General features: G+C 71.4%; 21 protein-coding genes and 1 pseudogene. 9 read left to right on the top strand and 13 right to left on the bottom strand.

Annotated elements, in window-relative coordinates; all coding sequences use genetic code 11:
* Positions 1 to 121: 121 nt before the first annotated feature.
* Positions 122 to 964, top strand: coding sequence for a L,D-transpeptidase family protein (locus IO40_RS0124890; RefSeq protein ID WP_016471390.1), 843 nt, complete (start codon positions 122 to 124; stop codon positions 962 to 964).
* A gap of 9 nt (positions 965 to 973) precedes the next feature.
* Here the strand turns inward: IO40_RS0124890 and IO40_RS0124895 are convergent, their stop codons facing one another.
* From IO40_RS0124895 to IO40_RS34040, 3 genes are all read right to left on the bottom strand, one after another.
* Positions 974 to 2389 carry a Gfo/Idh/MocA family protein gene (locus IO40_RS0124895; protein WP_016471391.1) on the bottom strand — a complete coding sequence of 472 codons (1416 nt, stop codon included), beginning with the start codon at positions 2387 to 2389 and terminating at the stop codon, positions 974 to 976.
* A gap of 398 nt (positions 2390 to 2787) precedes the next feature.
* Positions 2788 to 5757 carry an FAD-binding and (Fe-S)-binding domain-containing protein gene (locus IO40_RS0124900; protein WP_016471392.1) on the bottom strand — a complete coding sequence of 990 codons (2970 nt, stop codon included), beginning with the start codon at positions 5755 to 5757 and terminating at the stop codon, positions 2788 to 2790.
* A gap of 172 nt (positions 5758 to 5929) precedes the next feature.
* On the bottom strand, positions 5930 to 6463 hold the full coding sequence (locus IO40_RS34040) for a MarR family winged helix-turn-helix transcriptional regulator (protein WP_016471394.1): 534 nt from the start codon (positions 6461 to 6463) through the stop codon (positions 5930 to 5932).
* Positions 6464 to 6692: 229 nt separating this feature from the next.
* Between IO40_RS34040 and IO40_RS0124910 the strand changes: the two genes are divergently transcribed.
* From IO40_RS0124910 to IO40_RS0124930, 5 genes are all read left to right on the top strand, one after another.
* Positions 6693 to 8750 carry an ABC transporter ATP-binding protein gene (locus IO40_RS0124910; RefSeq protein WP_033229617.1) on the top strand — a complete coding sequence of 686 codons (2058 nt, stop codon included), beginning with the start codon at positions 6693 to 6695 and terminating at the stop codon, positions 8748 to 8750.
* 267 nt (positions 8751 to 9017) lie between these two features.
* Positions 9018 to 9572 (top strand): nitroreductase family protein, encoded by a 555-nt coding sequence (locus IO40_RS0124915; protein WP_033229616.1) that lies wholly within the window; start codon positions 9018 to 9020, stop codon positions 9570 to 9572.
* On the top strand, positions 9565 to 9870 hold the full coding sequence (locus tag IO40_RS0124920) for a DUF6092 family protein (RefSeq protein ID WP_225842730.1): 306 nt from the start codon (positions 9565 to 9567) through the stop codon (positions 9868 to 9870). The genes IO40_RS0124915 and IO40_RS0124920 overlap by 8 nt, the downstream gene beginning before the upstream one ends.
* Positions 9871 to 9992: 122 nt before the next feature.
* Positions 9993 to 10703, top strand: a complete 711-nt coding sequence (locus tag IO40_RS0124925; protein WP_041968578.1) for a tRNA-dependent cyclodipeptide synthase — start codon at positions 9993 to 9995, stop codon at positions 10701 to 10703.
* 1 nt (position 10704) lies between these two features.
* Complete coding sequence (locus IO40_RS0124930) at positions 10705 to 11403, top strand: class I SAM-dependent methyltransferase (RefSeq protein WP_031176168.1); 699 nt, start codon at positions 10705 to 10707, stop codon at positions 11401 to 11403.
* Between the two features lie 92 nt (positions 11404 to 11495).
* On the opposite strand, the gene IO40_RS0124935 is transcribed toward IO40_RS0124930, so the two are convergent.
* Both IO40_RS0124935 and IO40_RS0124940 read right to left on the bottom strand, forming a co-directional pair.
* Positions 11496 to 11879, bottom strand: coding sequence for a VOC family protein (locus IO40_RS0124935; protein ID WP_016471400.1), 384 nt, complete (start codon positions 11877 to 11879; stop codon positions 11496 to 11498).
* Between the two features lie 112 nt (positions 11880 to 11991).
* Positions 11992 to 13311 (bottom strand): exo-beta-N-acetylmuramidase NamZ family protein, encoded by a 1320-nt coding sequence (locus IO40_RS0124940; RefSeq protein WP_031176169.1) that lies wholly within the window; start codon positions 13309 to 13311, stop codon positions 11992 to 11994.
* A gap of 180 nt (positions 13312 to 13491) precedes the next feature.
* Here IO40_RS0124940 and IO40_RS0124945 point away from each other — a divergent pair, with 180 nt between their 5' ends.
* Positions 13492 to 14004, top strand: a complete 513-nt coding sequence (locus IO40_RS0124945; protein ID WP_031176170.1) for an O-acetyl-ADP-ribose deacetylase — start codon at positions 13492 to 13494, stop codon at positions 14002 to 14004.
* Positions 14005 to 14104: 100 nt separating this feature from the next.
* Here IO40_RS0124945 and IO40_RS0124950 read toward each other — a convergent pair whose 3' ends face one another.
* The 7 genes from IO40_RS0124950 to IO40_RS0124980 all read right to left on the bottom strand — a co-directional run bounded on the left by IO40_RS0124950 (position 14105) and on the right by IO40_RS0124980 (position 21764).
* Positions 14105 to 15199 (bottom strand): questin oxidase family protein, encoded by a 1095-nt coding sequence (locus IO40_RS0124950; protein WP_031176171.1) that lies wholly within the window; start codon positions 15197 to 15199, stop codon positions 14105 to 14107.
* 262 nt (positions 15200 to 15461) lie between these two features.
* Positions 15462 to 16268, bottom strand: coding sequence for an ABC transporter ATP-binding protein (locus IO40_RS0124955; RefSeq protein ID WP_031176172.1), 807 nt, complete (start codon positions 16266 to 16268; stop codon positions 15462 to 15464).
* A gap of 214 nt (positions 16269 to 16482) precedes the next feature.
* Positions 16483 to 17073: a hypothetical protein gene (locus IO40_RS0124960; RefSeq protein ID WP_031176173.1), complete on the bottom strand. Its 591-nt coding sequence runs from the start codon at positions 17071 to 17073 to the stop codon at positions 16483 to 16485.
* Between the two features lie 171 nt (positions 17074 to 17244).
* A complete protein-coding gene (locus IO40_RS0124965) occupies positions 17245 to 17910 on the bottom strand; it encodes a LutC/YkgG family protein (RefSeq protein WP_031028823.1) in 666 nt (221 codons plus the stop codon).
* A complete protein-coding gene (locus IO40_RS0124970; protein WP_041968576.1) occupies positions 17888 to 19537 on the bottom strand; it encodes a lactate utilization protein B in 1650 nt (549 codons plus the stop codon). The genes IO40_RS0124965 and IO40_RS0124970 overlap by 23 nt, the downstream gene beginning before the upstream one ends.
* A gap of 38 nt (positions 19538 to 19575) precedes the next feature.
* On the bottom strand, positions 19576 to 20328 hold the full coding sequence (locus IO40_RS0124975) for a (Fe-S)-binding protein (RefSeq protein ID WP_031176175.1): 753 nt from the start codon (positions 20326 to 20328) through the stop codon (positions 19576 to 19578).
* Positions 20329 to 20648: 320 nt separating this feature from the next.
* Positions 20649 to 21764, bottom strand: a complete 1116-nt coding sequence (locus IO40_RS0124980) for an NAD(P)-binding domain-containing protein (protein ID WP_031176176.1) — start codon at positions 21762 to 21764, stop codon at positions 20649 to 20651.
* A gap of 71 nt (positions 21765 to 21835) precedes the next feature.
* Here IO40_RS0124980 and IO40_RS0124985 point away from each other — a divergent pair, with 71 nt between their 5' ends.
* Complete coding sequence (locus IO40_RS0124985; RefSeq protein WP_030405646.1) at positions 21836 to 22258, top strand: secondary thiamine-phosphate synthase enzyme YjbQ; 423 nt, start codon at positions 21836 to 21838, stop codon at positions 22256 to 22258.
* Positions 22259 to 22530: 272 nt separating this feature from the next.
* Positions 22531 to 22767 (top strand): annotated as a pseudogene (locus IO40_RS39000) (recombinase family protein); the annotation flags it as partial.
* A gap of 496 nt (positions 22768 to 23263) precedes the next feature.
* On the opposite strand, the gene IO40_RS39885 reads toward IO40_RS39000, so the two are convergent.
* A complete protein-coding gene (locus IO40_RS39885; RefSeq protein WP_425264244.1) occupies positions 23264 to 23848 on the bottom strand; it encodes a DUF4913 domain-containing protein in 585 nt (194 codons plus the stop codon).
* Between the last annotated feature and the right edge of the window lie 63 nt (positions 23849 to 23911).

Raw genomic sequence — 23911 nt, forward strand, 5'->3', positions numbered from 1 at the left:
GGCAGGCGGCGAGGCAGGCGCAAGCCTGCGGGCATCCGTTGATCTCATCCCGTCAACGCGCTCATGGCAACGGGTTTTCCCCGGCTGCGGCACACTTCCGGCCAATGGGAGGATGGAGGACATGCGCAAACGAGGGGCAGGACGGACAGGCGGCAGGACGGTGACGCGCGGGACGGCCACTCGGCGGCCCCAGGACGTGGCGGCGGCGCGGGCCAGAGCGCGGGCCAAGGCCAAGGCGGCTCTGGTGGCGGCTGCGGGCGGCACGGTGCTGGCGGTCCTGCTCTCCGGCTGTGGTGGGGACGCCGGCCAGGACAAGCCGTCCGGAAGCGCGGAGGGGCGGCATGCGTCCGGCCCGTCCCCCCAGGCGGACCCGGCGAAGAACCCGACCCGCATCCCGCGTGTCGGTGACCGCCTTCAGGCGAAGATCCCCGACGAGAGCACCCAGGTGGTCGCCGTCGAGGGGAAGGGAAAGAACTCACCGGACGCGACGGTGCGCCTCTACACGAGGCAAGGCGGCGCCTGGCACGAGGAGCACCGTTGGGCCGCGCACAACGGCAAGCGGGGCTGGACCCACGACCACCATCAGGGGGACAAGCGCAGCCCGGTGGGGGTCTTCTCCCTGTCGGACGCGGGCGGCGTCCTGCCCGAGCCGGACGCGAAGCTGCCCTACGCGCACACCGCGGCGTTCACTCCGCCGTCGTACTGGCCGAAGAAGACGCGGCACGACTTCGACCATGTGATCGCCATCGACTACAACCGCGTGAAGGGAACCTCCCCCCTCGACCCGACCCGGCCGCAGGGCCAGGCCAAGGGGGGAAGCATCTGGCTGCACATGGATCACGGCAGCGGGACCTCGGGGTGTGTGAGCCTGTCCAAGGCCGGTATGGAGACGCTTTTGCGCACCCTCGACCCGAAGAAGCATCCAGTGGTCGTGATGGGGGACAGCGCCTCACTGCGGCACTGAGCGGACGGTCTACCCGGCGGGCTTCTCCGAGTCCACGCCCGGCCGCTCCTTGCGCCACAGCCCCCGGGTGAAGTCGGGGAACTCCTGCGGCCGGCCGTGTGCCTTGATGGAGGCGTGGCTGAGCGGTACGGGCGCGGTCCAGGTCGCGGCGTCGTAGACGTCGAAGTCCGGCACCAGACCCAGCCGCATGCACTGGATGAGGCGGAACAGCATGATGTAGTCCATGCCGCCGTGCCCGCCGGGCGGGTTGGCGTGTTCCTTCCACAGCCAGTGGTCGTGTTCCTTGTACTTGCCGAAGTCGCCCCACCGGTCACCGGACATGTCCGGCTCCAGGTAGATACGCGGCGGGTAGTCCTCGAAGACGCCCTTGGTGCCGCCGAGGATGTTGAGGCGCGAGTACGGGTGCGGGTTGGAGACGTCCTGCTCCAGCCGGATGACCCGGCCCTTGGCGGTCTGCACGAGGCTGATCGCCATGTCACTCTTGACGTACGTCTCCTTCCAGCTTTCGTCGCCGGGCGGCATGTGCTCCTTGCGGTACGCGGCCAGGCCGAGCGCCGGGGAGCCGAACGTGGTGATGCGGACGGCACGGTCACCACGGTTGACGTCCATGTAGTTGGCGACGGGCCCGAAGCCGTGGTTCGGGTACAGGTCGCCCTTGAGCCGTGTGTGCCATTTGCGGCGCCACGGGCCCTCGTAGTAATCCGGGTCGAACATCAGACCGCGCAGGTCATGGAGGTAGGCGCCCGCGCCGTGCAGCAGCTCGCCGAAGAGACCGGCGTGCGCCATGCGCAGGACCCGCATCTCGTTCTGCCCGTACGCGCAGTTCTCCAGCTGCATACAGTGCTTGCGGGTCGTCTCGGAGAGGTCCACCAGCTCCCACAGCTGGTGCAGCTCCATCGCGATCGGGCACTCGACACCGACGTGCTTGCCGCCCTTCATCGCGGCCTTGGCCATCTCGAAGTGCCAGTCCCACGGGGTGGCGACGTACACGAAGTCGAGGTCGCCGCGTCTGCACAGCTTCTCGAAGTCGTGATCGCCCTTGGTGTAGAGGGCCGGGGCCGGCTGCCCCGCGTCGGTGACCTTCTTCGCGGCGCGTTCGGCCTTCTCCCGGACCGGGTCGCACAGCGCGACCACTCGCACGCCCTCCAGCGCCAGGAAGAGGTCGATCATGCTGCCGCCCCGCTGGCCGAGGCCGATGATGCCGACCCGGACGGTGCGGCGTTCCTCGAACGGCACCCCGATCATCGTCCGGCCCCGCCGGGGCGGTGTCGCCGCCGCCTGCTCGCCGGTGACCGCGGCGGGTGCGCCGCCGGGTGCCGCCGCTTCGGCCGGGGAGGTGCCGAGCGCGCCGATGCCCAGCCCGGCTCCGGCGGCTCCGGCCGTGCGAAGGACGGAACGGCGGCTGAATCCTTGGTCGTCACTCATCGGGTCTCCCGCAGGTGTCCGCATGTCGGGTGGGTGAGCTCGGCAAGGACCCTGATGGTTGAGACCAGTGGGGCGCAAGAGTGCGGGCTTGGACTCTCGTTGTTCGTGGATGGACTTTCGTGCGGAAGCGTTCGGCGGCAGGGCAGGGGAGCCGCCCACCTGTGGGCCGCCCGGACAAGGCCCCGCACGCGCCCGCGCGGCGACCACTCGCATCCGGGCGGCCCGCAGCGCGGAGGCCGGACCGGTGTCCGGCCGGCCGCGGGGCTGCCGGACCACCGGCCGTCCGGCTCCCGGGAGGAGACCGGGACGCATGCTGTGCCGGGAGCCTCCGAGGACGCGGCGCGCCGGGCCTGGGACAGCCCGGGCCCGGCCGCGCGCGGCATGCGCCGTGGGCCCCGTCAGCGCGGCCGGGTGGCCTTTTCCAGCTCCTGGATCGCCGAGTGGTACCCCCGGTTGCCCGTCGCGTGGTCCAGCCCGATCTCGCACGTGCGGTTCGCCGACAGATAGGTGTCGTATTCGCGCTCCGTCACCTGCGCTGCCTCCCGCGCCGTCGCCGAGGCGGTCAGCTCCTCGTGCAGCAGCCCGCGGTCGCCCGCGAAGGCGCAGCATCCGGCGTCGAGCGGCACCACGACTTCCTCCGCGCACGCCTCGGCGACCTGGCGCAGCTCGCCCTCGTCACCCAGGTGCCGCATCGAGCAGGTGGGGTGGAGAACGGCGGAGGCGACACGGTTCTCCACCGACAGCCGGGGCAGCAGCTCGTGTGCGGCCCAGACGAGGGAGTCGTGGATCGTCAGCCGCTCGTGGAGCTTGCGGTTGGCGGGGGTGAGGTAGGGCACGACATCCTCGGCGATGCCCAGGGTGCAGGAGGAGGCGTCCACCACGAGCGGCAGCTCACCGCCGTCGGTCCACCGCCAGGCGGCCTCCACCATCCGGTTGGCCATCAGCCTGTTGCCCGCCTCGTAGCCCTTGGAGTGCCAGATGGTGGCGCAGCAGGTGCCCGTCACGTCCTCGGGGATCCACACCGGGCGGCCGGCGCGGGCCGAGACGACGACCATGGCCTCCGGCAGCGACAGGCCCTGGTAGCCGTCCGGGTCGCCGAAGATGCGGTTGACACATGCCGGGTAGTACACGGCGGAGGCCGCCTGCCGGTTCGTGGCCGGGAGCCGTTTGGCGGCGGGGGCCGGGATCTCCGGCAGCCACTCGGGCACCAGATCCGGCCGGACGGCCTTGCGTGCCGTGCCGGTCACGGCGCCGAGCAGCCGGTCGCCCAGATCGCCGGTCCGGCCGCGGACACGCCGGCGCAACTGGTCGGCCGCGGCGACAGCCAGCCGTGCGGAGCGTTCCACCTGTGCGAAGTGGCGGGCGGCCCGTTCCGCGGTGCGCTCCTCCCGGGCGCTGTGCCGCGCGTGGCGGAAGGTCTTCATCAGCGCGCCGGTGTCGATGCCGACGGGGCAGTCCAGCTTGCAGGTGGAGTCACCCGCACAGGTGTCCACCGCGTCGTAGCCGTAGCTGGCGAGCAGGTTCTCACCCACCAGGGACCCGGGGGGCTGGCGCAGCATCTCCCGGCGCAGCACGATCCGCTGGCGCGGTGTGGTGGTCAGGTCCTCGCTCGGGCAGGTCGGCTCGCAGAAGCCGCACTCGATGCACGGGTCGGCGATCGCCTCGACACCCGGGATGGACTTGAGGCCGCGCAGGTGCGCGCGCGGGTCACGGTCCAGCAGGACGCGGGGGGCCAGCACGCCGGTCGGGTCCAGCAGCCGCTTGATGCGCCACATCAGGTCGGTGGCCCGGGTGCCCCACTCCAGTTCCAGGAAGGGCGCGATGTTCCGCCCGGTGGCGTGCTCGGCCTTGAGGGAGCCGTCGAAGCGTTCGACGGTCATCCGGCAGAACTCGTCCATGAAGGCGGCGTAGCGTGACACGTCGTCCGTATCGGCCGCGTCGAAGGCCAGCAGGAAGTGCAGATTGCCGTGAGCGGCGTGACCCGCGACGGCGGCGTCGAAACCGTGCTTCTCCTGGAGCTCCAGCAGCGCCTCGCAGGCCTCCGCCAGACGCGAGGGCGGTACGGCGAAGTCCTCGGTGATCAGCGTCGTGCCCGAGGGGCGGGAACCGCCGACCGCCGTGACGAACGCCTTGCGCGCCTTCCAGTAGAAGGAGATGGTTTTGGCGTCCCGGGTCAGTTCGTTGGTGACGGACGGCACGGGCGCGACCAGCTCCAGCCCGGCCAGCACCTCGCGCGCCGCGCGCTCGTGCTCCTCCTGGGCGGCCTCGTCGGGCGAACGGAACTCAACGAGCAGCGCCGTGGTCTCCTTCGGGAGATCCGCCCAGTCCTGCGGCACTCCGGCCACGCTCACCGAGGCCCGCAGGGTGTTGCCGTCCATGAGCTCGACGGACATCGCCCCGGCCTCGTTGAAGCGTGGCACGGCCGCGGCGGCGGCCGACAGCGTGGGGAAGAAGAACATCCCCGTGGAGGTGCGCCGGTGCAGCGGGAGGGTGTCGAAGACGACCTCGGCCAGGAAGCCGAGCGTCCCCTGGGAGCCGACCATCAGTCCGCGCAGGATCTCCACCGGCGTCGCGCCGTCCAAGAAGGCGTCCAGCCGGTAGCCGTTGGTGTTCTTCAGTTCGTACTTGGCCCGGATCCGCGCCACGAGTGCGGGATCGGCCTCGATCTCCGCCTTGAGGGCGAGCAGCCCCTCGCACAGCGCGGGTTCGTCGCGGGCCAGCTTCTCATCGGCCGCCGGGTCCCCGGTGTCCACCACCGTGCCGCTCGGCAGGACGCAGGTGAGGGAGGCCACCGTGCGGTAGGAGTTCCGGGTGGTACCGGCCGTCATGCCGGAGGCGTTGTTGGCGACGACACCGCCGACCGTGCACGCGATGGCACTCGCCGGGTCGGGGCCCAGCAGACGCCCGTGCGGGGCCAGCGCCGCGTTCGCACGGAAGACGGTCGTGCCCGGCCGGATCCGTGCCCGCCTGCCCTCGTCGAGCACCTCGACGCCCGCCCAGTGGCGCCGTACGTCGACCAGGATGTCCTCGCCCTGTGCCTGTCCGTTCAGCGAGGTGCCGGCCGCACGGAAGACGACGTCGCGTCTCTTCTCGCGGGCGTAGCTAAGGACCGCGGCGACGTCTGACACGTCCTCCGCGAGCACCACGACCTTGGGGACGAAGCGGTAGGGGCTGGCGTCGGAGGCGTACCGCACCAGATCGGAGACCTTGGAGAGCACCTTGTCCGCACCCAGAAGGCGCTCCAGGTCGCTCCGCAGGGGCTGCGGGGTGCCCTGCGCGCGGTCCTCCGGAACCCGGTCGGCGGCGGGGGAGTGGCCGGCGCCGGTGCGGGGGCGCAGTGCTCCGGGCTTGGGTTCGAGCAGCGGCATGGCATCTCCTGGGCGCAGAGACGGGTGGGGCGCGGATGTGCGATTCATGCTAGTTCCGGCCACCGACAGCCAAGGCGGGGGTCGTCCCGGCCCGGAAACGCTCGTCACACGCTCGCACCGGGTGCTGCGGCTCACCCCGTGCGTCGCCCCCGCGCTCGGTGCCGGTGCCGGATCAGGAGCCGACGCCTGTGTCCGCGCCCGCGCCTGAGCCGGTGTCCGTCCGGGGGTTGTTCCCGGAGTGCCTCGTGGGACCGGGAGCGTGGTGGTTCGGGTGGTGGCCGTCCAGCAGCGCCAGCAGGCGGCTGAGCTCGTCGCGCTGCCCCGGTGTCAACGGGGCCAGCAGCTCCTCCGTCGCGCTCCTGCGGGCCTGCCGCAGCTCGGTGAGCGCCCGGACGCCGCCGTCCGTCAGCTCGATGCGGGTCACCCGGCGATTGGCGGCGTCGGGGGCACGGCGGACCAGCCCGCGCTCCTCCAGCGCGTCGACGAGGCTGGTGACCTGGCGGGGGACGACGCCGAGGCGTTCGGCGAGGTCCGCCATACGGGGCGGCCGGGCACTGTGGGCGACCGTACGCAGCATCCTGCCCTGGGCCGGTGTGACTCCCAGAGGGGCGAGGTTCTGCCGGTGGGCGTGGTTGATCCGTTTCGTCAGCCGCAGCAGCCGGTCGGCCAGGTCGGAGGCGGACTCGTCGACGGGGTGGTGGGCCATGGGTGCAGATTAGCAGGACATAGTTCATTGTGAGTATAGGTAACAATGAACTATGCTCCGGGAGCCTGGGAGTCCGGAAGACGATCCGGAGGACCTGGCACAGGCTGCGCGCCTCGGCGAGGCCACGAGGATTCGCCCCTGTGGTACCGCCAGTGCTCCGCGCCAGGCCACCGCCAGGTCTTCCGTCCCACCCGGACTACACAGCCGCATCCGACCCCGAGGGAGCCCCTTGCACCATGCAGCGCCCGGCTGGACGCCGTCACCGAAGGACCCGCTGAGCCCCGAACAGCCCGCGCAGGTACGCCGCATCCTGCGCCTGTTCCGCCCCTACCGCGGGCGTCTGGCCCTGGTCGGGCTCTTGGTGGCCGCCTCCTCGCTGGTCTCCGTCGCCTCGCCCTTCCTGCTGCGCGAGATCCTCGATGTGGCCATTCCCCGGCAGCGCACCGGTCTGCTGTCCCTGCTCGCCCTGGGGATGATCGCCACCGCCGTCATGACCAGCGTCTTCGGCGTGCTCCAGACGCTGATCAGCACGACGGTCGGCCAGCGGGTCATGCACGACCTGCGCACCGGCGTGTACGCCAAGCTCCAGCGGATGCCGCTGGCCTTCTTCACCCGGACCAGGACCGGCGAGGTCCAGTCCCGTATCGCCAACGACATCGGCGGCATGCAGGCCACCGTCACCTCGACGGCCACCTCGCTCGTCTCCAACCTCACCAGCGTCGTGGCGACCGTGGTGGCCATGCTGGCTCTCGACTGGCGGCTGACCCTCGCGTCGCTGGCGCTGCTGCCCTTCTTCGTGTGGGTGAGCCGCCGGGTGGGGCGCGAGCGCAAGCGCATCACCACCGAGCGGCAGAAGCAGATGGCCTCGATGTCCGCCCTCGTCACCGAGTCCCTGTCGGTCAGCGGCATCCTGCTCGGCCGCACCATGGGCAGGTCCGACTCGCTCACCAGGAACTTCGCCGACGAGTCCGAACGGCTCGTCGGCCTCGAAGTGCGCTCCAGCATGGCCGGGCGCTGGCGCATGGCCACCATCGGCATCGTCATGGCGGCCATCCCCGCGCTGCTCTACTGGACGGCCGGCATGCTCACGCAGTTCGGCGGCCCGGCCTTCTCCATCGGCACCCTCGTCGCCTTCGTCACCCTCCAGCAGGGCCTGTTGCGGCCGACCGTCTCCCTGCTGACGACCGGTGTGGAGATGCAGACCTCCATGGCGCTCTTCCAGCGCATCTTCGAATACCTCGATCTGCCGGTCACCATCACCGAACCGCAGCGGCCCGTCACCCTGCAGACGGTGCGGGGGGAGGTCCGTTTCGAGAACGTCGACTTCTCCTACGACCGGATCGACGGGCACGACCAGGGCGACGGACACGACCGGAGCGACGGAAGCGGCCGGACCGGCGCTCAGTCCGGCAGCGGCAGGGCCGAGGCCGCGGACCGGAACGGCCCGGCCGGAGAGCGCCGGCGGCTCACCCTGCGCGGTATCGACCTAAGCGTCCCGGCCGGCAGCAGCCTCGCCATCGTCGGCGCCACGGGTTCTGGCAAGAGCACCCTGAGCTATCTGGTGCCCCGCCTCTACGACGTGACCGGCGGCAGGGTCACCCTCGACGGTGTGGACGTGCGGGAACTCTCCTTCGCGACCCTCTCCCAGGCGGTGGGCGTGGTCTCCCAGGAGACGTATCTCTTCCACGCCACCGTCGCCGAGAACCTGCGCTTCGCCAAGCCGGACGCCACCGACGGTGAACTGCGCGCAGCGGCGCGGGCCGCGCAGATCCACGACCACATCGCCGCCCTGCCCGACGGTTACGACACGCTCGTGGGGGAGCGCGGCTACCGTTTCTCGGGAGGGGAGAAGCAGCGTCTGGCCCTGGCGCGCACCATCCTGCGGGACCCACCGGTGCTGATCCTGGACGAGGCCACCAGTGCGCTCGACACGCGCACCGAACGCGCCGTCCAGGAGGCCATCGACGCGCTGTCCGCCGGCCGCACGACCCTCACCATCGCGCACCGCCTCTCCACCATCCGGGACGCCGACCAGATCGTCGTCCTGGACGGCGGCCGGATCGCCGAACGCGGCACCCATGAGGAACTTCTGGCGGCCGGCGGGAAGTACGCCGCTCTGGTGCGGCGTGACAGCGAGACCGCGTCAGGCGGCGGCGCACTGGAGGTGGTCCGCACCGGCGCCGAGGACGGGGGAGCCGGCCGTGAGCCGATGCGTCCCGAGCACAGGGCGAAGGGCGGCGCGGAACTCTCTCCCGGAGGCGGGACGGCCGACGTGGCGGTCGGCTGAGGCCGCGCCGTTCCGCCGTCCGCCACGCGCTTTTCCCTGGTGGACGGACGCACCGGCATGCACGGACGGCGTGCCATTTGTGGTGCCTGAGCGACGGGAGAGGCCGCCGCCATGGTCCGAATACGGTAATCGCATTACTGAGAACCTACTGAGAGCGGGGGATCTGCGGCCGGGCGCTGGTGACTGTCATACAAGGGGACTGTCAGAGTTCCCTCTGGCGAAAGTCAGGACAGAAAAGAAGAAGCTCTCCGTTTTCAGGAGGTTCACTTGACGTCCACCAGTCGTTCACCCGATTTTATTCGCACGATGCGCACGAGAAGCGTGGTCAGGGACTACGCGGAACGTCCGGTCGCACGTGAATCGGTCGAAGAGTTACTGGATGCCATGCTGGCCGCTCCGACCGGCGGAAATCTCCAGGCGTGGGCATTCGTCGCCATCCAGAACCCCCGCAATCTGAAACTCCTCCGGGCCTTCGCACCGGGCATCATTCAGCCACCGCCGCTGATCGTCGCGGCCTGTTTCGACCGTTCCCGCGCCGTCAAGAATGACGGAACGTTCTGGGACGAGGGACTGCTGTGTGTGGCAATGGCCGTGGAGAACCTTCTCCTCGCCGCACATTCCATGGGGCTCGGCGGTTGCCCGGTCGCCAGCTTCCGGCGGGAATCCGTGCAGGCGCTGCTGGAACTGCCCAAGCACGTGGAGCCGCTGCTCCTCGTACCCATCGGATATCCGGCGCGCCCCCTGGCGTCGCCGCCCCGCCGCGACCGAAGCGAGGTGATCAGCTATGAGTTCTGGGGAAACCACGACGCGACCCGTGGCTGAGGAGTTGGTGCTCCTGGCGGCCTACCTGCTCAGCTGCGGCAGGGGCCTTCTGGAGGAGCCGCAGGCCTACGGACCGCTGCGCTGCCTGGACGCGGGACGCAGGGTCCTCACGCTGGTCGAGCAGGCGGGACTCCATGACGAGCGGCTCTCCGCCGTCCGCGCCCGCCTGGACGACTGCATGTGCGGCCCGATGGAATACCGGGACCTTCCGGGATTCCTCGACGAGGTGTGCGGGAGCCTGATCACCGCGCTGAAGGATTCGGAGCTGATCTCCGCTTCCACGGGCCACCAGGAGTGAACCGCCGCTGTTCCTTCGGCGACGCGGGGCAGGAGCAGGGGCCCGGGCGTCCGGAGGGCGAAGCGGCCCGCGCCCCCGATGGCCGTCTCTTCCTCGAAGAGGATTCCGCGGAGCCTTTCGAGGTGCATCCCGTCACCCGGTCCTGCCGGCGCATCTTCGAGCACGGCGACCATCTGCTGATCGGGGTCAGCGCGGGGAACTCCTATTTCAGCGCCGAGCGCATGAGTACGCTCCTCCACTGGGCTCAGTCGCGGTTCGACCGTGTCGATGTCCTCTACGTCGATACGCACATCGACACCATGCTCGAAGCGCAAGGCAGCTCACCGGCTCAGGCGGCGAAACACGCCAGGTCCCGGCTGAAAGATCTGCGCCGGAGAATACGCCGGGCCGTGGAGAACGCGGCAGGTTCCTCTGCCGCCATCACGGTCCGCTCGTTATCCGAATGCACTTCGCTGGCCGGTTACACCGCGGTCCAGCCGGCGATCGACCGGCTGCTGGCGCAGGACACCTACCTCATGCAGGCGTGCCGGGAACAGGTGGCCGCCCTTCTGGGGGAAGGCGCCGGAAAACCCGAGGATCTGGACGCCGATTCGGCGGTGTTCAAAGCAGGAATGGCGTACATCCGCGCCGAATTCCCCTTTCTCTTGAACACCCCTCAGATCGTGGGCGCCCGCTCCTCGGTGACCTGCTACCACAAGCTGATGCCGGTCGTGGAAGCGGTCTACCGGGGCCGGGAAGAAGCCACCAGGCACCCTCAGCAAGGCTTCATCGTCGTGCGGCCCACCGACCGGAACCCCCGAGAGCGGGAGATGACCAGTGCCCCAGGAGCATGACGTGATCGAGTACGACAGGATCGCGGAGAGCTATCTCGCAGTCGAACGCGTCTTCAGCACCTATCGCCACCTGGTGGAACTTCCCTCGTTCCTGGAGGCGCTCGGTCCGGCCGAGGGACTTTCGGTGCTCGACGCCGGCTGCGGCACGGGGGCGTACGCCCGTCTGCTCAGGCAGCGGGGCGCCGGCCGGACGCTGGGCGTGGACTCCTCACCGGCCATGATCGAGGTGGCGCGGGAATTGGAGAGAAAGGATCCCGTGGGCGCCGAATACGCGGTGCACGACATCGCGGAAATGCCGGTGCTCGGTTCTTTCGATGTCGTCGTGGCCGTCGCCGTGCTCCACTACGCGGACAGTACGGCCACTCTCGCCCGGATGTGCGAGCGCACGTACGCCAACCTCAAGAGTGGAGGACGGCTTCTGGCCTACGTCGCCAACCCCGCACTCCCTCCGGGAAGCGCGCAGATGAACGGACTCGTGGTCTCGCGCCCCGACGACCCGGCCGACGGCGACACCTACCATCTGACCATTCCGACCACCCCGCCGACCACGCTGCCGGCCCGGTACTGGCGTCGGGGGACCCTTGAGGAGGCGCTCACGGCCTCCGGCTTCCAGGACGTGTCCTGGGAGCCCCTCCGCGGCATCCCGGACGGCGGCATCCATCCGCCGATCAACCTGCTGCTCAGCGCGCGGAGGAACTGACGAGGAAGGCGCACCCACGCCGTGCCCGACCGCGGATCCGCCGCGGCCGGGCACGGCACGGTTGTGTCCGGAACCGACCGGGCGGAGGGCGTCTAGCGGCGCGTCGGCTGGGGCTTGGGTTTCGGCGGGACGAACACGCAGAACTCGTTGCCCTCGGGATCGCTGAGGACATCCCACTCGATCTCCTCGTCGCGGGAACGCACCAGTGTGGCGCCCATCGACACCAGCTCCCGGGCGTCCCCATAGACATCCAGATGCATCCGGTTCTTGCTTCTTTTGGGCTCGTCTACCGGGTTGATCCAGATGAGCGGACCCGATCCGTTCGGGTCGTAGATGGGCACCGGCCAGGTGCGGGGCCGTTCCGGGGAGCCGGCCGGGGGCTGGCGCCGGGCGTAGCCCAGTGCCCGGCACCACCAGTCGGCGAGTGCCTGATGATCGACGGCGTCGAGCGCGAGGTCCTTGAAACGTGCGGGCATGAGGGGAGCGTACGGCCGCAGCCGCCCGGTTGGCGGCACGGAACGCGCGGTGTCACCACCGGGCCGCCCGACGGACCGAACCGGCCGGCCGGACGGCTGCGGGGACGCCCCGTCACCGGTAGAGCAGGTACTGCCTCCGGGTGCGTTCGAAGGCGCGTACCTCATCGCGCCAGGCGTCGGTGATCTCCCGCAGCGCGGCACCCGCGTCGAGCATCTCCCGCAGCCGGGGGGAGCCCGACAGCTTGTCGATCCAGTACGGCCGTTCGGTGTCCGCGTCCTTCCGCCAGGCGAAGCCCTCGTACCGCATGGCCTCCCGCAGCATGGCCACCGCCGTCGGCACCGCCTCGTAGCGCCTCGGATCGGTCACCAGCAGCTGGACGCCGGCGCAGGTCTTGCCCTGGTGCTTGCTGAAGGTCGGGACGAAATAGCCCTCACGGAAGCGGACGCCGGGCAGCCGCAGGGCGTTGAGCCGGTCGCTGTAGTGGTGGTCGAGGAAGGGCGCCCCGACGAACTGGAACGGCTGGGTGGTGCCCCGCCCCTCCGACAGGTTCGTCCCCTCGAAGTACCCGGTGCCCGCGTAGACGGTGGCCGTGTCGGGCGTCGGCATGTTGGGGGACGGCGGCACCCAGGGGAGTCCCGTCTGCTGGGCCGTCGCGTCCGGGGACCAGCCGCGTACCCGTACGACCTCCAGATCCACCCTTCCGCCGGCGCCCTCGCCCGGCAGCAGTTCTCCGTTGAAGTACCGGGCCAGCTCCCCGACCGTCATGCCGTGCTGCTGGATGATCGGTTTGAGGCCGACTCCGGAGGCGAACTCGGGCGTCAGCAGCGGCCCGTCGGCTCTGCGTCCGATCGGGTTGGGGCGGTCCAGCACGATGAACGAGGCCTTCACATCCCGCGCCGCCACCATGGCGTGGTACATCGTCCAGATGTACGTGTAGAAGCGCACCCCGACGTCCTGGATGTCGAAGACGACGGTGTCCACGCCTGCCTTGCGGAAGAGGGAGGCCATTTTCGCGGCGTCCGCCCCATAGGCGTCGTACACGGTGAGGCCCGTGCGCGGGTCCTGGAACTCGGGTTCGGACTCGCCCGCCTGCGCGCTGCCCCGGAAACCGTGCTCTGGGCCGAAGACGCCCACGATCTCCAGGCCCTTCTGCGCGGCCATCGAATCGACCACATGGCGGGCGTCGCGCAGTACGCCCGTGGGGTTGCTGACGACGCCGGCCTTCCGGCCCCGCAGGAGGCGCCAGCCGTCCGCAGCGGCGGCATCGGCCCCCGGCGTCACTCCGCGTCCCACCGCACGGGCGTCGGCGGGAGCGGGACCCGGGGGCGGTGCCGTCGGCGCCGCGGCGGCGGACCGGCCGAGCAGTGGGGAGGCGAGGGCGGCGGCGGTACCACCGGCCATCAGCGAACGGCGAGAGGGCATGGCGGCCATGAGGAACCGTCCTTCCAGCGTCCGGGCACGGCGCGAGGCGGGCGAGGCGGTACGTCAAGCCGAGCGGTACGACAAGCCGCGCGGTGGGGCAAGCTAATACGAACCCGCCGGTGCCCACCAGGGGGCACGCGGCGGGCATCTCGTGTGCACACCGGTGCGGGGCGCGTCAGGATGGGGCGCATGCCGACGAACATCACCTTGGTGCAGGGCGACATCACCGAACAGGACGTCGACGCTGTTGTGAACGCGGCCAATTCCTCGCTGCTGGGCGGCGGAGGCGTGGACGGTGCCATCCACCGCAAGGGCGGCCCCGACATCCTCGCCGAGTGCCGCGAGCTGCGCGCCACGCAGTACGGACGCGGGCTCCCCACCGGCCAGGCCGTCGCCACCACGGCGGGACGGCTGCCGGCCCGCTGGGTCATCCACACCGTGGGTCCGGTCCACCAGGGCGCCGGCAGCGACCCGGCACCACTCGCGTCCTGCTACCGCGAGTCCCTGCGCGTCGCCGACCGGTTGGGTGCCCGGACAGTGGCCTTCCCGGCCATCTCCACAGGCGCCTACCGCTGGCCGCTGGAGGAGGCGGCCCGAGTGGCCGTCGAGACGGTACGCGCGGCGGACACCGAGGTCGAAGAGGCCAGGTTCGTACTCTTCGATCAAAGGGCCTACGCGGCGTTCGCCGCACAGATCGGCTGACGGGGGCCGCCGGACCGCTCGGTACGGTGGCACCGCGCTCCGGAGCCGGTGGAACCGCCGGCGCACAAACCCACTCCCCGGGCGGGCCGGTGTCACCGAGTCACATACCGGGCTCGATCAGTTCGGTCGCCCGGAGGACCGCCGCCACGGCCTGCGGGTCCTCACCGCCCTGCCGGGCGGCCACGTCCAGGGCCGTGTCCGCGAACTTGATCGCGTGTTCGTCCCCGTGCGCCGCCGCACGGGCGAAGACTTCCTGCGGGGCGAGTCCGCCGCCGGAGGCAACGGGACGGGCCAGCCGGGGAGCGTAGACGGCCGTGACGGCGGCGCTCGCCGCCCAGGCCGCGTCCGCACTGGCGGCCCACAGCTCGCGCGGCAGCGCCGGCAGGACGCGCAGGACGGCGTTGGGCGCCGTCGCCGCGTGCACCAGCATCACCGGCTCGCCATGCGCATGGGTGGCGTACCGGTGGGTGGCCACCCGTACGATCTCCGCCAGGTCGGCGCGGGCCTGCTCCGGGTCGTGTGTGCCGCTTCCGTTCTGTGTACCGGCGGCTGTGGTGCGGGGCCTGCGGGGGAGCGCGGTGATGCGGCCCAGGCGCTCGCGGATGCCGCCGCTCTGCTCGGCGATGAGCGGCACGCTCTCGTACCCGTCCGTCGCGGAGGCGGCCCCGGGCAGCGGTTCGAGGCCGTCCGGCAGCGTGCTGTGCCGCGCCGCCCAGTAGCCCAGCGCGTGGGCCAGCTCCGCGCGGCGCGCCTCGGTCTCGCCGCCGTCGACGAGCAGGGCGCGCACGGCATGGCCGGTGCGGATCACCGGATGGGTGGCCGCACCGGAGATCCCCGGCAGCAGACGCGGCCACCACAGGGCCAGGACATCCCGCCAGGGACGTTCGGTCATCTGCCGGGTGAAGTAGTGCGTCCAGTCCGCCAGCCGCCCAGGATCGCCCAGCGCCGTCCGCCAGTCCTCGTCGGTGAGGGGCGAGTCCGGGCGGGGCATGTCCTCCAGTTTGTCGGAATAGCCGTCGATCCAGCGGTGCACGGCTGCGGCCTGACCGTGCCGCACGAGTGCTTCGACGGCCATCGGCGCGTGATTGGAGAGCCAGCCCTCACGCTCGGGGCCGCTGGCGTGGAGACGCTCCAGCGCCTCGTCCAGCGTCCCGGACGTGTCGGGGCTGCCCGCGTCCTTCGTCGTGGTGTCCATACCGGGACGCTACGAGGGGGCGCCACGGGCGGAAACAGGCCCAGGACCGAGTTACGGCTGCCGCGGGACTTAGGACCGGCGCACGGGCCGACCTGTACGCGGGCTGACCTGTGCGCGCGGGCCGCCTGCCGTGCGGGGCGACGGTCGCACGGGTCGACGGGCGTGCGGGCCGACCGGCGTGCGCCCCGGTGGCGGACCTGGCTGCGTGCGCCGGGCCGTACGCCACGCTGCCCGGCGCGGCGTACGGCCCGGTGGGCGGAGGTCAGCGCCGGGTGCCCGAGCGGGCCAGCCAGCGGCCGTCCTGCCGGCTCACCTCGATGGGGCGGCCGAAGCACTGCGTCATCAGCTCGCCGGTGAGCACGTCGGAGACGGGCCCCTGCGCCCCGACACGGCCCTCGCGCAGCAGCAGGGCATGACTGGTGGTCGGCGGCAGCTCCTCCAGGTGGTGGGTCACCGTCACGGTCGCCAGCGTGGGACGGTCCGCGGCCAGCCGGCGCAGCGCGTCGATCAGGTCCTCGCGGGAGGGCAGGTCCAGGGCGTTGAAGGGCTCGTCCAGCAGGAGCAGGGAAGGGGACGGCATCAGGGCGCGGGCGATCAGGATGCGGGCACGCTGGCCGCCGGAGCAGACCCCGAAGGGCCGGTCGGCCAGCTCCTTGCACCCCAGCTCGGACAGCAGCTCGCTCGCCAACTGCCGTGTCGCATCGTCGTACTTGCGCCACAGCGGCTGGACCGTACCCGTCGCACCGGTCAGGACGACCGTGTGCGCCGTCGCGTCCTGCGGCACCCGCTGCGAGGTGGAGACGTGACCGATGTGGGCGCGCAGCTCCCGCACGTCCACCCGGCCCAGCCGGTTGCCGAGCACCTCCACGCTGCCGGTGGTGGGGTGCATCACGGCGCCGATCAGTTTCAGCAGTGTCGTCTTGCCCGCCCCGTTGGCCCCCAGGAGAGCCCAGTGCTCGCCGGCCCGCACCGACCAGTCGATGCCGTCGAGGATGAGCTGGTCCGAGGTCGTGCGGCGGACGCTGACCCCCTCCAGCGCGGCGACGTGGCGGGGCGACGAGTTGTTCATGGCGGGGCCTCCCGGACCTGCGGCGGAATGCGGCGGGCGGGCCGGGCGGCTCCGCGCGCCGAGCGGGCGCCCAGACTAGCTGTAACAGGCAGCGGTCCGCGTCGGCGTCTCACCACCGGAGACGGCCGGCGACTCCCAGGTGCCGAGGCGGACGGTCACCACCTCACCCGGGGCTCCGGTGCCCACACGGCGGACGCCCGCCAGACGCGAGGCTTCACCAGTCGGTGGGCGTTTCGGCGTACCGTCCCACCGACGGCAGCCAGCACAGGACGACCGCAGCTACGGCCAGCACGGCAGCGCACAGGCTGGTCGCGTGCAAGGTGACCGGTGCGGCGTCGCGCAGGATGAACACGTGCGGGACGGCGGCGGCCGTCAGCGCCACGAGCGTCAGCGCCAGGCGGGCCCACCGGTTTCCGGTACGGGCGGACAAGGCGCACAGCAGCAGGGCGACGGCGAGTACGGCGGCCAGAAGGGCGCGGGCCGACATGGTGCCCTGCCAGTCGGTGACGACGCTGTCCCAGGCGGTGCCTGCCATCCGTGCGATGTCGGCGGGGCGCGTACCCGAGGGGAGCCCCACGGCGGACGGGTCACTCGCGACGGCGTTGCGGACATTTTCGTCCGCGAGATCCTTGCCGCCCAGGTACACCATCAGCGCCCCCAGTGCGCTGGAGAGCGCGGACAGCACGGCGGTGCACAGCATGGCGACCAGTGGGACGGGTCTGCGTGTCGGCGCTCCCGGTGGTCCTCCGGCGTCCGGGAGGCCGGACGGGGAGCCGGTGGCGGTGGTGGTCGGGGAGTGGCTCACGGGCGGGTGTCTCCTTGTACGACACGTGAGGGGCAGGTTGATCGACTCGACCCTTCCACGGTGCCGCCCGGTGAACCACCCGTTCCGGTCAGTAACTTGAAGAACACATTCCTCAACGCCCCCAAGTGCGGGGAGCGTCGGTAAGCCGTCGGCACACGGGCCCGCGGCCGGTCAGAGAAGGAACCCCTCCTCGGAGACCAGGATCACGTCCAGGGTGCGCGGCCCGTGGACGCCCTCCACCCGGTTCAGCTCGATGTCGCTGGTCGCCGAAGGGCCCGAGATCCACGTCTGGGGCCGGGCCGGATCCAGCCGTTCCAGCGCCTGCGGCACCGACCCGACGACCTGCTCGGGAACCCGCACCACACAGAGGTGATGATCCGGCACCAGCGTGATCCGGCGGCGCCCCTGGTCCCGGGATGCGTCCAGCACCAGCGTGCCCGTCTCCGCCACGGCGACGGCGCACCCGGTCACCACGCTGCCCACGGCGTCCAGGGCGTGCGAAGGCAGCTCCGCCGAATCGTGGACCCGCTCGACGCCCGCGGGCAGCCAGGAGTCCGGCAGCCCGGCGGGCACCACCACGCTGCGCGAGCCCTGCCGGGCCAGCAGCCGTGCGATCGTCTCCGGCAGCGCCGAGGGCACACAGTGGTGCACCCGGGCCCGGTAGTCGGCCAGGTTCTCCGCCAGCAGACGTGCCGTCTCGCGAGGGTCGCGGTCGCCGTGCACCCGCAGATAGTCGCGGGGGACCGGCACGTCCTCGGGCCGCTCGGTGCGCGGGACGTCCGCCAGGGCACGGCGCACCCGGCCCAGCACCGTCTCACGGCTGCTCGGGCTGCTCATCTCCGCCTCCTTCCGTCCGGCTGCCACCGGCCCGACCGCCCGGCCGCCGCCCGCCTCCGTCCGGGCCGCCCCCGCTGTGCCGCCCGTCCGCTCCGGTGCGACCGCTCTGCTCTCGCGGGACGGTGCCGCCGCTCCGCGCTCCTCGGCCGGTGCCGCGCTCCCGCTGGTCCGGGCCGGTGCCCGTGGCGCCGCCTCGGGTGCGGCGCCACCAGTCCCGGAAGGACTCCGGCGGCACGCGCGGCACATCCCTGGTGTCCGTCCAGGCGCTGCCCGGGCCCGGGAGCCGGCGCGGCACCAGCCGCCGGGCCCGGGAGGCCAGCCGCTCACCGGCCCGCAGCGCACCGGGATGGTCGAACGCCCACGTGGCCGCCCGCATGGCGGCCCGTTCCGCGGCGTGGCCTTTGGCGGGCTGCACCGTCGTGCGCTGCCCCCGCACCGTCGCGGTACCGCCCTGCACCACGCGCTCCCTCAGGTGCACCAGCACCTCCGGAATGTCGATCGCCACCGGGCACACCTCGTAGCAGGCTCCGCACAGCGACGACGCGTACGGCAAGGACGCGTCCAGACCCGTCTCCAGACTGTCCAGCTGCGGGGTGAGGATGGCGCCGATCGGCCCCGGATAGGGCGAGCCGTAGGCATGACCGCCCGCCCGCTCGTAGACCGGGCACACATTGAGACAGGCGGAGCAGCGGATGCAGCGCAGCGTCTGCCGGCCCACCTGGTCGGCCAGCGTGTCGGTACGGCCGTTGTCCAGCAGCACCAGATGGAAGGCGCTCGGGCCGTCCCCGTCGGTGGTGCCCGTCCACGTCGAGGTGTACGGATTCATCCGCTCCGCCGTGGACGAACGCGGCAGCAACTGGAGGAACACCTCGAGGTCCCGCCACGTCGGCACGACCTTCTCGATGCCGACGACCGAGATCAGCGTCTCCGGGAGCGTCAGACACATCCGGCCGTTGCCCTCGGACTCCACGACGACCAGCGTGCCGCTCTCGGCGACCATGAAGTTCGCCCCCGAGATGCCCACTTTCGCGCGGAGGAACTTCTCGCGCAGATGCAGCCGGGCGGCTTCCGCCAGCTCAGCCGGGTCGTCCGACAGCCCCTCCGGCGCGGCACGCCCCCACCGTCCCATCCGGTCCTGGAAAATCTCCTGGATCTCGCCCCTGTTGCGGTGGATGGCGGGCACCAGGATGTGCGACGGGCGGTCGTCGCCCAGCTGCACGATCAGCTCCGCCAGGTCGGTCTCGTACGCGGCGATCCCGGCGCGCTCCAGCGCCTCGTTGAGACCGATCTCCTGGGTGGCCATCGACTTGACCTTGACCACCTCACGCTCGCCGGTCTCCCGCACCAGTCGCGTGACGATGTCGTTGGCCTCCTGGGCGTCCGCCGCCCAGTGCACGATTCCGCCGGCATCGGTCACCGACTGTTCCAACTGCTCCAAATAGTGGTCGAGATGGCGCAGCGTACGGTCCTTGATGTGTGCTCCTGCCTCGCGCAGCGCCGCCCAGTCCGGCAGTTCGGCCACCGCACCCGCCCGCTTGTCGCGGATGGTGTGGGTCGCGTGCCGCAGATTGCGGCGCAGCCGTGCGTCCCGTGTGGAGGCTTCGGCCGCCTCCGGAAACGTCGGCATCCCCACGTACGTGACACTCGAGGCGTTCGTCCGTCCGTTCACAGGGGGGCCTCCCTCGTGCTCGCCAGGATCTCCGCCAGATGCACGGGCCGCACCCGCGAGCCGGCACGGGACAGCGTGCCCCCGATGTGCATCAGACAGGAGTTGTCCACCGTGCACACCGACGACGCTCCCGTCTTCTCGATGTGCCGCACCTTGTCGGCGCCCATGGCCGACGAGACGGCCGCGTTCTTGACGGCGAACGTGCCGCCGAAACCGCAGCACTCCTCGGCGCCCCCCAGCTCCCGCAGCTCCAGCCCCTCCACCTGCTCCAGCAGCTTCCTGGGGCGCTCACCCAGGCCGAGCATGCGCAGGCCGTGGCAGGTCGGGTGGTAGGTGACCGTGTGGGGGTAGTAGGCCCCGACATCGGTGACCCCCAGGACGTCGACCAAGAACTCCGTCAGCTCCCAGGTGCGGGGCACCAGGCGCTCCGCAGCCCGGGCCAGAGCCTGGCCCCGGCCCTCGGCGGCGGCCTTCGCCCCGATCCGTGGATAGTTCTCCCGCACCATGGCCGCACACGACCCGGACGGTACGACGATGTGGTCGTAGCCCTCGAAAGCGGCGGCACAGCGGTGCACCAAGGGCTCGGTGGCGTGCCGGTAACCGGTGTTGAACTGCGGCTGGCCGCAGCACGACTGCTCCTGGGGGAAGTCGACCTCCACGCCCAGGCGCTCCAGCAGCGTCACCACGGCCTGACCCGTGCGCGGATACAGCGCGTCGTTGATACAGGTGACGAAGAGCGCTACGCGCACGGCGCCTCCTTCCGTCCCGGCTCTCGCGTCCTGGTCCAGTCGGCCCTCGCGGGGACCCCGTCGGGGTGCGGACTGTGCGGTCCGCTCCCGCGACGGATGATCATCTCGGGAACATACTCTCGCAGCCGCACACCGTCGGCACCAAGAGCGCCCCGTACGGAGCCCCCGGGCACACCCGCTCGCGCGGCGCGGTGCGGCACGAAGCGGGGGTGACGCTGCTGTCGGCCCCCAGAGAACGCACTGGATGGGACCGGAAGTCGCACCGGACGGGTGCCGCCGTGGCACATCAGTCCCGCGGAGGGGCACCGCGTTACTCAGGATCAGGCTGCCGGGTTCCTCGTCAGACCGGTGCCGGTGTCGGCCGTGACCTCATGGCCGCCTGCCAGCAGCGCCCGGATGTCCCGCACGGCGGCGCGGCCGGCCCGGTTGGCGCCGATGGTGCTGGCGGAGGGGCCGTACCCGACCAGATGGACGCGCTCGTCGCGGACCGCGCGGGTGCCCTCCAGCCGGATGCCGCCGCCGGGCTCGCGCAGCCGCAGCGGAGCCAGATGGTCGATGGCGGGCCGGAAGCCGGTCGCCCACAGGATGGTGTCCGCCGCAGCCTGGCTGCCGTCGTCCCAGGCCACGCCGTCCTCGGTGACGCGGCTGAACATCGGCACCCGCTCCAGCACCCCCCGCTCCCGCGCGCGCCGCATCTCCTCCGTCATCGGCAGCCCTGTCACGGAGACCACACTCTGCGGCGGCAGCCCCTGCCGTACCCGCTGCTCGACCAGCGCGACGGCGGCGCGGCCCTCCTCGGGCCCGAAAGGGCCGGCACGGAACAGCGGCGGGCGGCGCGTCACCCATACCGTCTCCCGCGCCACCTCTGAGATCTCCAGCAGATGCTGCACGGCCGAGGTCCCGCCCCCTACGACGACCACCCGCTTGCCCACGAACGCGTCCGTGTCCGGCCCCCGGTATCCGGAGGTGTGCAGCTGCCGGCCCCGGAACAGCTCCTGTCCCGGAACCCGGGGCCAGAACGGCCGGTCCCAGGTCCCCGTCGCGTTGATCACGGCACGTGCGGCCCAGTCACCCTCCGAAGTCCGCACCAGCAGCCGGCCTCCCCAGCCGGCGTCCCGCACCTCCCGGACGTCCACCGGCCGCCGCACCGACAATCCGAACCGGTGTTCGTAGTGGGTGAAGTACTCGCCGATCACCTCGGAGGACGGCCGCCCGGGATCGGCGCCGGTCAGCTGCATACCGGGCAGCGCGTGCATCCCGTGGACCCGGCCGTAGGTGAGGGTCGGCCACCGGAACTGCCACGCCCCACCGGGTGCCGGCGCATGGTCGAGCACCACGAAGTCCTCACCGGGCGTCAAACCCGTACGCCGCAGGTGGTACGCGCTGGACAGCCCCGCCTGACCGGCGCCGATGACCACGACCTCCACGTTCTCCATGCCCGTACGAACCACACACGGCCCCGGAACCTTCCCGCGTCCCGTGACCACCCGGCCCCCAGAATGGAGGCATGACCGACGCACTGCGCACCCATGTCCTGCGGATCACGACCGGCTCCAGCGAGACGGTCCACGACCTCACCCGGGACTGCGAGACCTTCCTCGCCGACGCGGCCCAGGGCCGGGACGGACTGCTCAACGTCTTCGTCCCGCACGCCACCGCGGGCATCGCCATCCTGGAGACCGGCGCCGGCAGCGACGACGATCTCCTCTCCGCCCTGCGCGACCTTCTTCCCCCGGACGACCGCTGGCGCCACCGGCACGGCAGCCCCGGCCACGGCCGCGACCACGTCCTGCCCGCCCTCGTCCCCCCGCACGCCACCCTCCCCGTCCTCGGCGGCTCCCTCGCCCTCGGCACCTGGCAGTCCGTCTGCCTGGTGGACACCAACGTCGACAACCCGGAGCGGAAGGTGCGGTTGAGTTTCCTGGGCTGATCCAAGGTCGTCCTTGGTGTGGCCGCCATGTCGCCGTGCTCTGCCCGGCCGCAACGGAGCGGCGGTGCGTGGTGTGGGCATGGATGTGGCGGAACGTCCCCGGGACGGCTGCGGAAAGTGTCTGGTCGGCGTGCGGCGGCTGTCCCGCATGAGGGCGGCCACGACTTCGCCGGAACGGCAGCGGCAGGACGTGCTGACAGCCGCCGCGTCGATCGGCGGGCACATCATCGGCTGGGGCCGATGACGGGGAAGTCTCCGGTGCCACCGATCCGGTGACCAGGCCGCAGCTGGGGCCCTGGCTGCGGGACGAGATGGGCTCCTACGACGGCTTGGTCGCCGCGGCGGTGGACCGGCTCGGGCGGAACGTCGTCGACTGCCTGAACACCGGCTGCAAAATGCGTGACGAGGGCAAGCTCCTCCTCACCCGTGGCCACGACGGTCCCTGGAACCTCGATGATCCGGCCGACGAGAACAGCTTCACGATCGAGGCGTGGGGCGCGCAGATGGAGCTGCGCTCCATTCAGCGCCGTAACCGTGACGCCACGGTCAAGGCGCGCACGGCGGGCCGTCCCAAGCATCAGCCGTCCTACGGGTTCCGGAACGTGCGGAAGGTGATGAACGGCAGGGTCGACAGCGTGGAGCTGCACCCGCACGCGGCCGTTGTCATCAGGAACGTGGCGCAGCGCATCCTCGCCGATCCAATGAATGTGACTCCCAGCAGCGAGGCGGCGCGGTTGAACCGCATCGGCGAACTCGCGCCTGCCGACCACACCGATGCGATGTACGGCAAGCCCGCGCGGGGGCGGCGGTGGTATCCGACGAGTTTGAAGAACATCCTCCTTTCGGAGGCCGTTCTGGGCTACCTCATGCACCGCGGCAAGCCGGTCATCGACCAGGAGGGCAATCCGGTACGGCTCTGCGAGGGGCTGTGGGACCGGATGACGCACGACGCGCTGAACGTGGTCGGAGGCTGGTTCGAAGCCGTCGATGCGGTAGTCGGGGCTGTCATGCCACCTCCCCTTCGGACGCGGGTGCGGGGGAGGCCAGCAGCCGGTGGTGGGCGGGCGGGGCTGGCGGTGCAGGCACCGAAGGCACCTTCCGCCGCGCGCAGCTGGAGCAGGGCAGGGTCGAGGTGGTCGCGGCGCCGCAGGGTCCGGCCAGGCCGGCTTCGGCGTCGGTGTACTGCTGCCAGGCCAGCCACAGGGCGTGGAGCCGCGCGACGGCCTCGGGATGATGGGCCCACTGCTGGCACCACGGGCTGCTGGAGGTGACCTCCCGCCCGTAGACCGGGCAGCAGCAGGTCATGCACCCATGTCGAGCGCGGCCAATTGCTGCTCGTAGGCGTGGCCCTCCAGCGTGAGGATGAACGGCGAAGACGGCCCCTCGGAGCCCTCCTCCGCGCCTGCTGGGGAAGTGGCTTCCCGGCCGGGCCCGTTTTGTTCGCACCCTCTTCCCGGATGGGCTGTTCCTCGGTGAGCCGGGCCAGGGCGTCGGCCTGCTGCTGGCCTTGGGCCACCAGCGCGGTGACGGTGGCCACCAGGTCGTCCCAAAGCGCCCTAACCCGCGTTGCTTGTGTGCACCAGCAGCCATTCGGTAGTCGCGAAGACGCAGCAGGTGGGATGCTGCTCCAGGGCCGACTGGTTGTCTCCCGCT

The sequence above is a fragment of the Streptomyces albus subsp. albus genome, assembly GCF_000725885.1.
GTDB classification, from domain to species: domain Bacteria; phylum Actinomycetota; class Actinomycetes; order Streptomycetales; family Streptomycetaceae; genus Streptomyces; species Streptomyces albus.

Coding starts and splice junctions, on each gene's coding strand:
- IO40_RS0124890 (WP_016471390.1), top strand. CDS start 122: ATGCGCAAACGAGGGGCAGGACGGACAGGCGGCAGGACGGTGACGCGC.
- IO40_RS0124895 (WP_016471391.1), bottom strand. CDS start 2,389: ATGAGTGACGACCAAGGATTCAGCCGCCGTTCCGTCCTTCGCACGGCC.
- IO40_RS0124900 (WP_016471392.1), bottom strand. CDS start 5,757: ATGCCGCTGCTCGAACCCAAGCCCGGAGCACTGCGCCCCCGCACCGGC.
- IO40_RS34040 (WP_016471394.1), bottom strand. CDS start 6,463: ATGGCCCACCACCCCGTCGACGAGTCCGCCTCCGACCTGGCCGACCGG.
- IO40_RS0124935 (WP_016471400.1), bottom strand. CDS start 11,879: ATGCCCGCACGTTTCAAGGACCTCGCGCTCGACGCCGTCGATCATCAG.
- IO40_RS0124940 (WP_031176169.1), bottom strand. CDS start 13,311: ATGGCCGCCATGCCCTCTCGCCGTTCGCTGATGGCCGGTGGTACCGCC.
- IO40_RS0124945 (WP_031176170.1), top strand. CDS start 13,492: ATGCCGACGAACATCACCTTGGTGCAGGGCGACATCACCGAACAGGAC.
- IO40_RS0124950 (WP_031176171.1), bottom strand. CDS start 15,199: ATGGACACCACGACGAAGGACGCGGGCAGCCCCGACACGTCCGGGACG.
- IO40_RS0124955 (WP_031176172.1), bottom strand. CDS start 16,268: ATGAACAACTCGTCGCCCCGCCACGTCGCCGCGCTGGAGGGGGTCAGC.
- IO40_RS0124965 (WP_031028823.1), bottom strand. CDS start 17,910: ATGAGCAGCCCGAGCAGCCGTGAGACGGTGCTGGGCCGGGTGCGCCGT.
- IO40_RS0124970 (WP_041968576.1), bottom strand. CDS start 19,537: ATGCCGACGTTTCCGGAGGCGGCCGAAGCCTCCACACGGGACGCACGG.
- IO40_RS0124980 (WP_031176176.1), bottom strand. CDS start 21,764: ATGGAGAACGTGGAGGTCGTGGTCATCGGCGCCGGTCAGGCGGGGCTG.
- IO40_RS0124985 (WP_030405646.1), top strand. CDS start 21,836: ATGACCGACGCACTGCGCACCCATGTCCTGCGGATCACGACCGGCTCC.
- IO40_RS39885 (WP_425264244.1), bottom strand. CDS start 23,848: ATGGCTGCTGGTGCACACAAGCAACGCGGGTTAGGGCGCTTTGGGACG.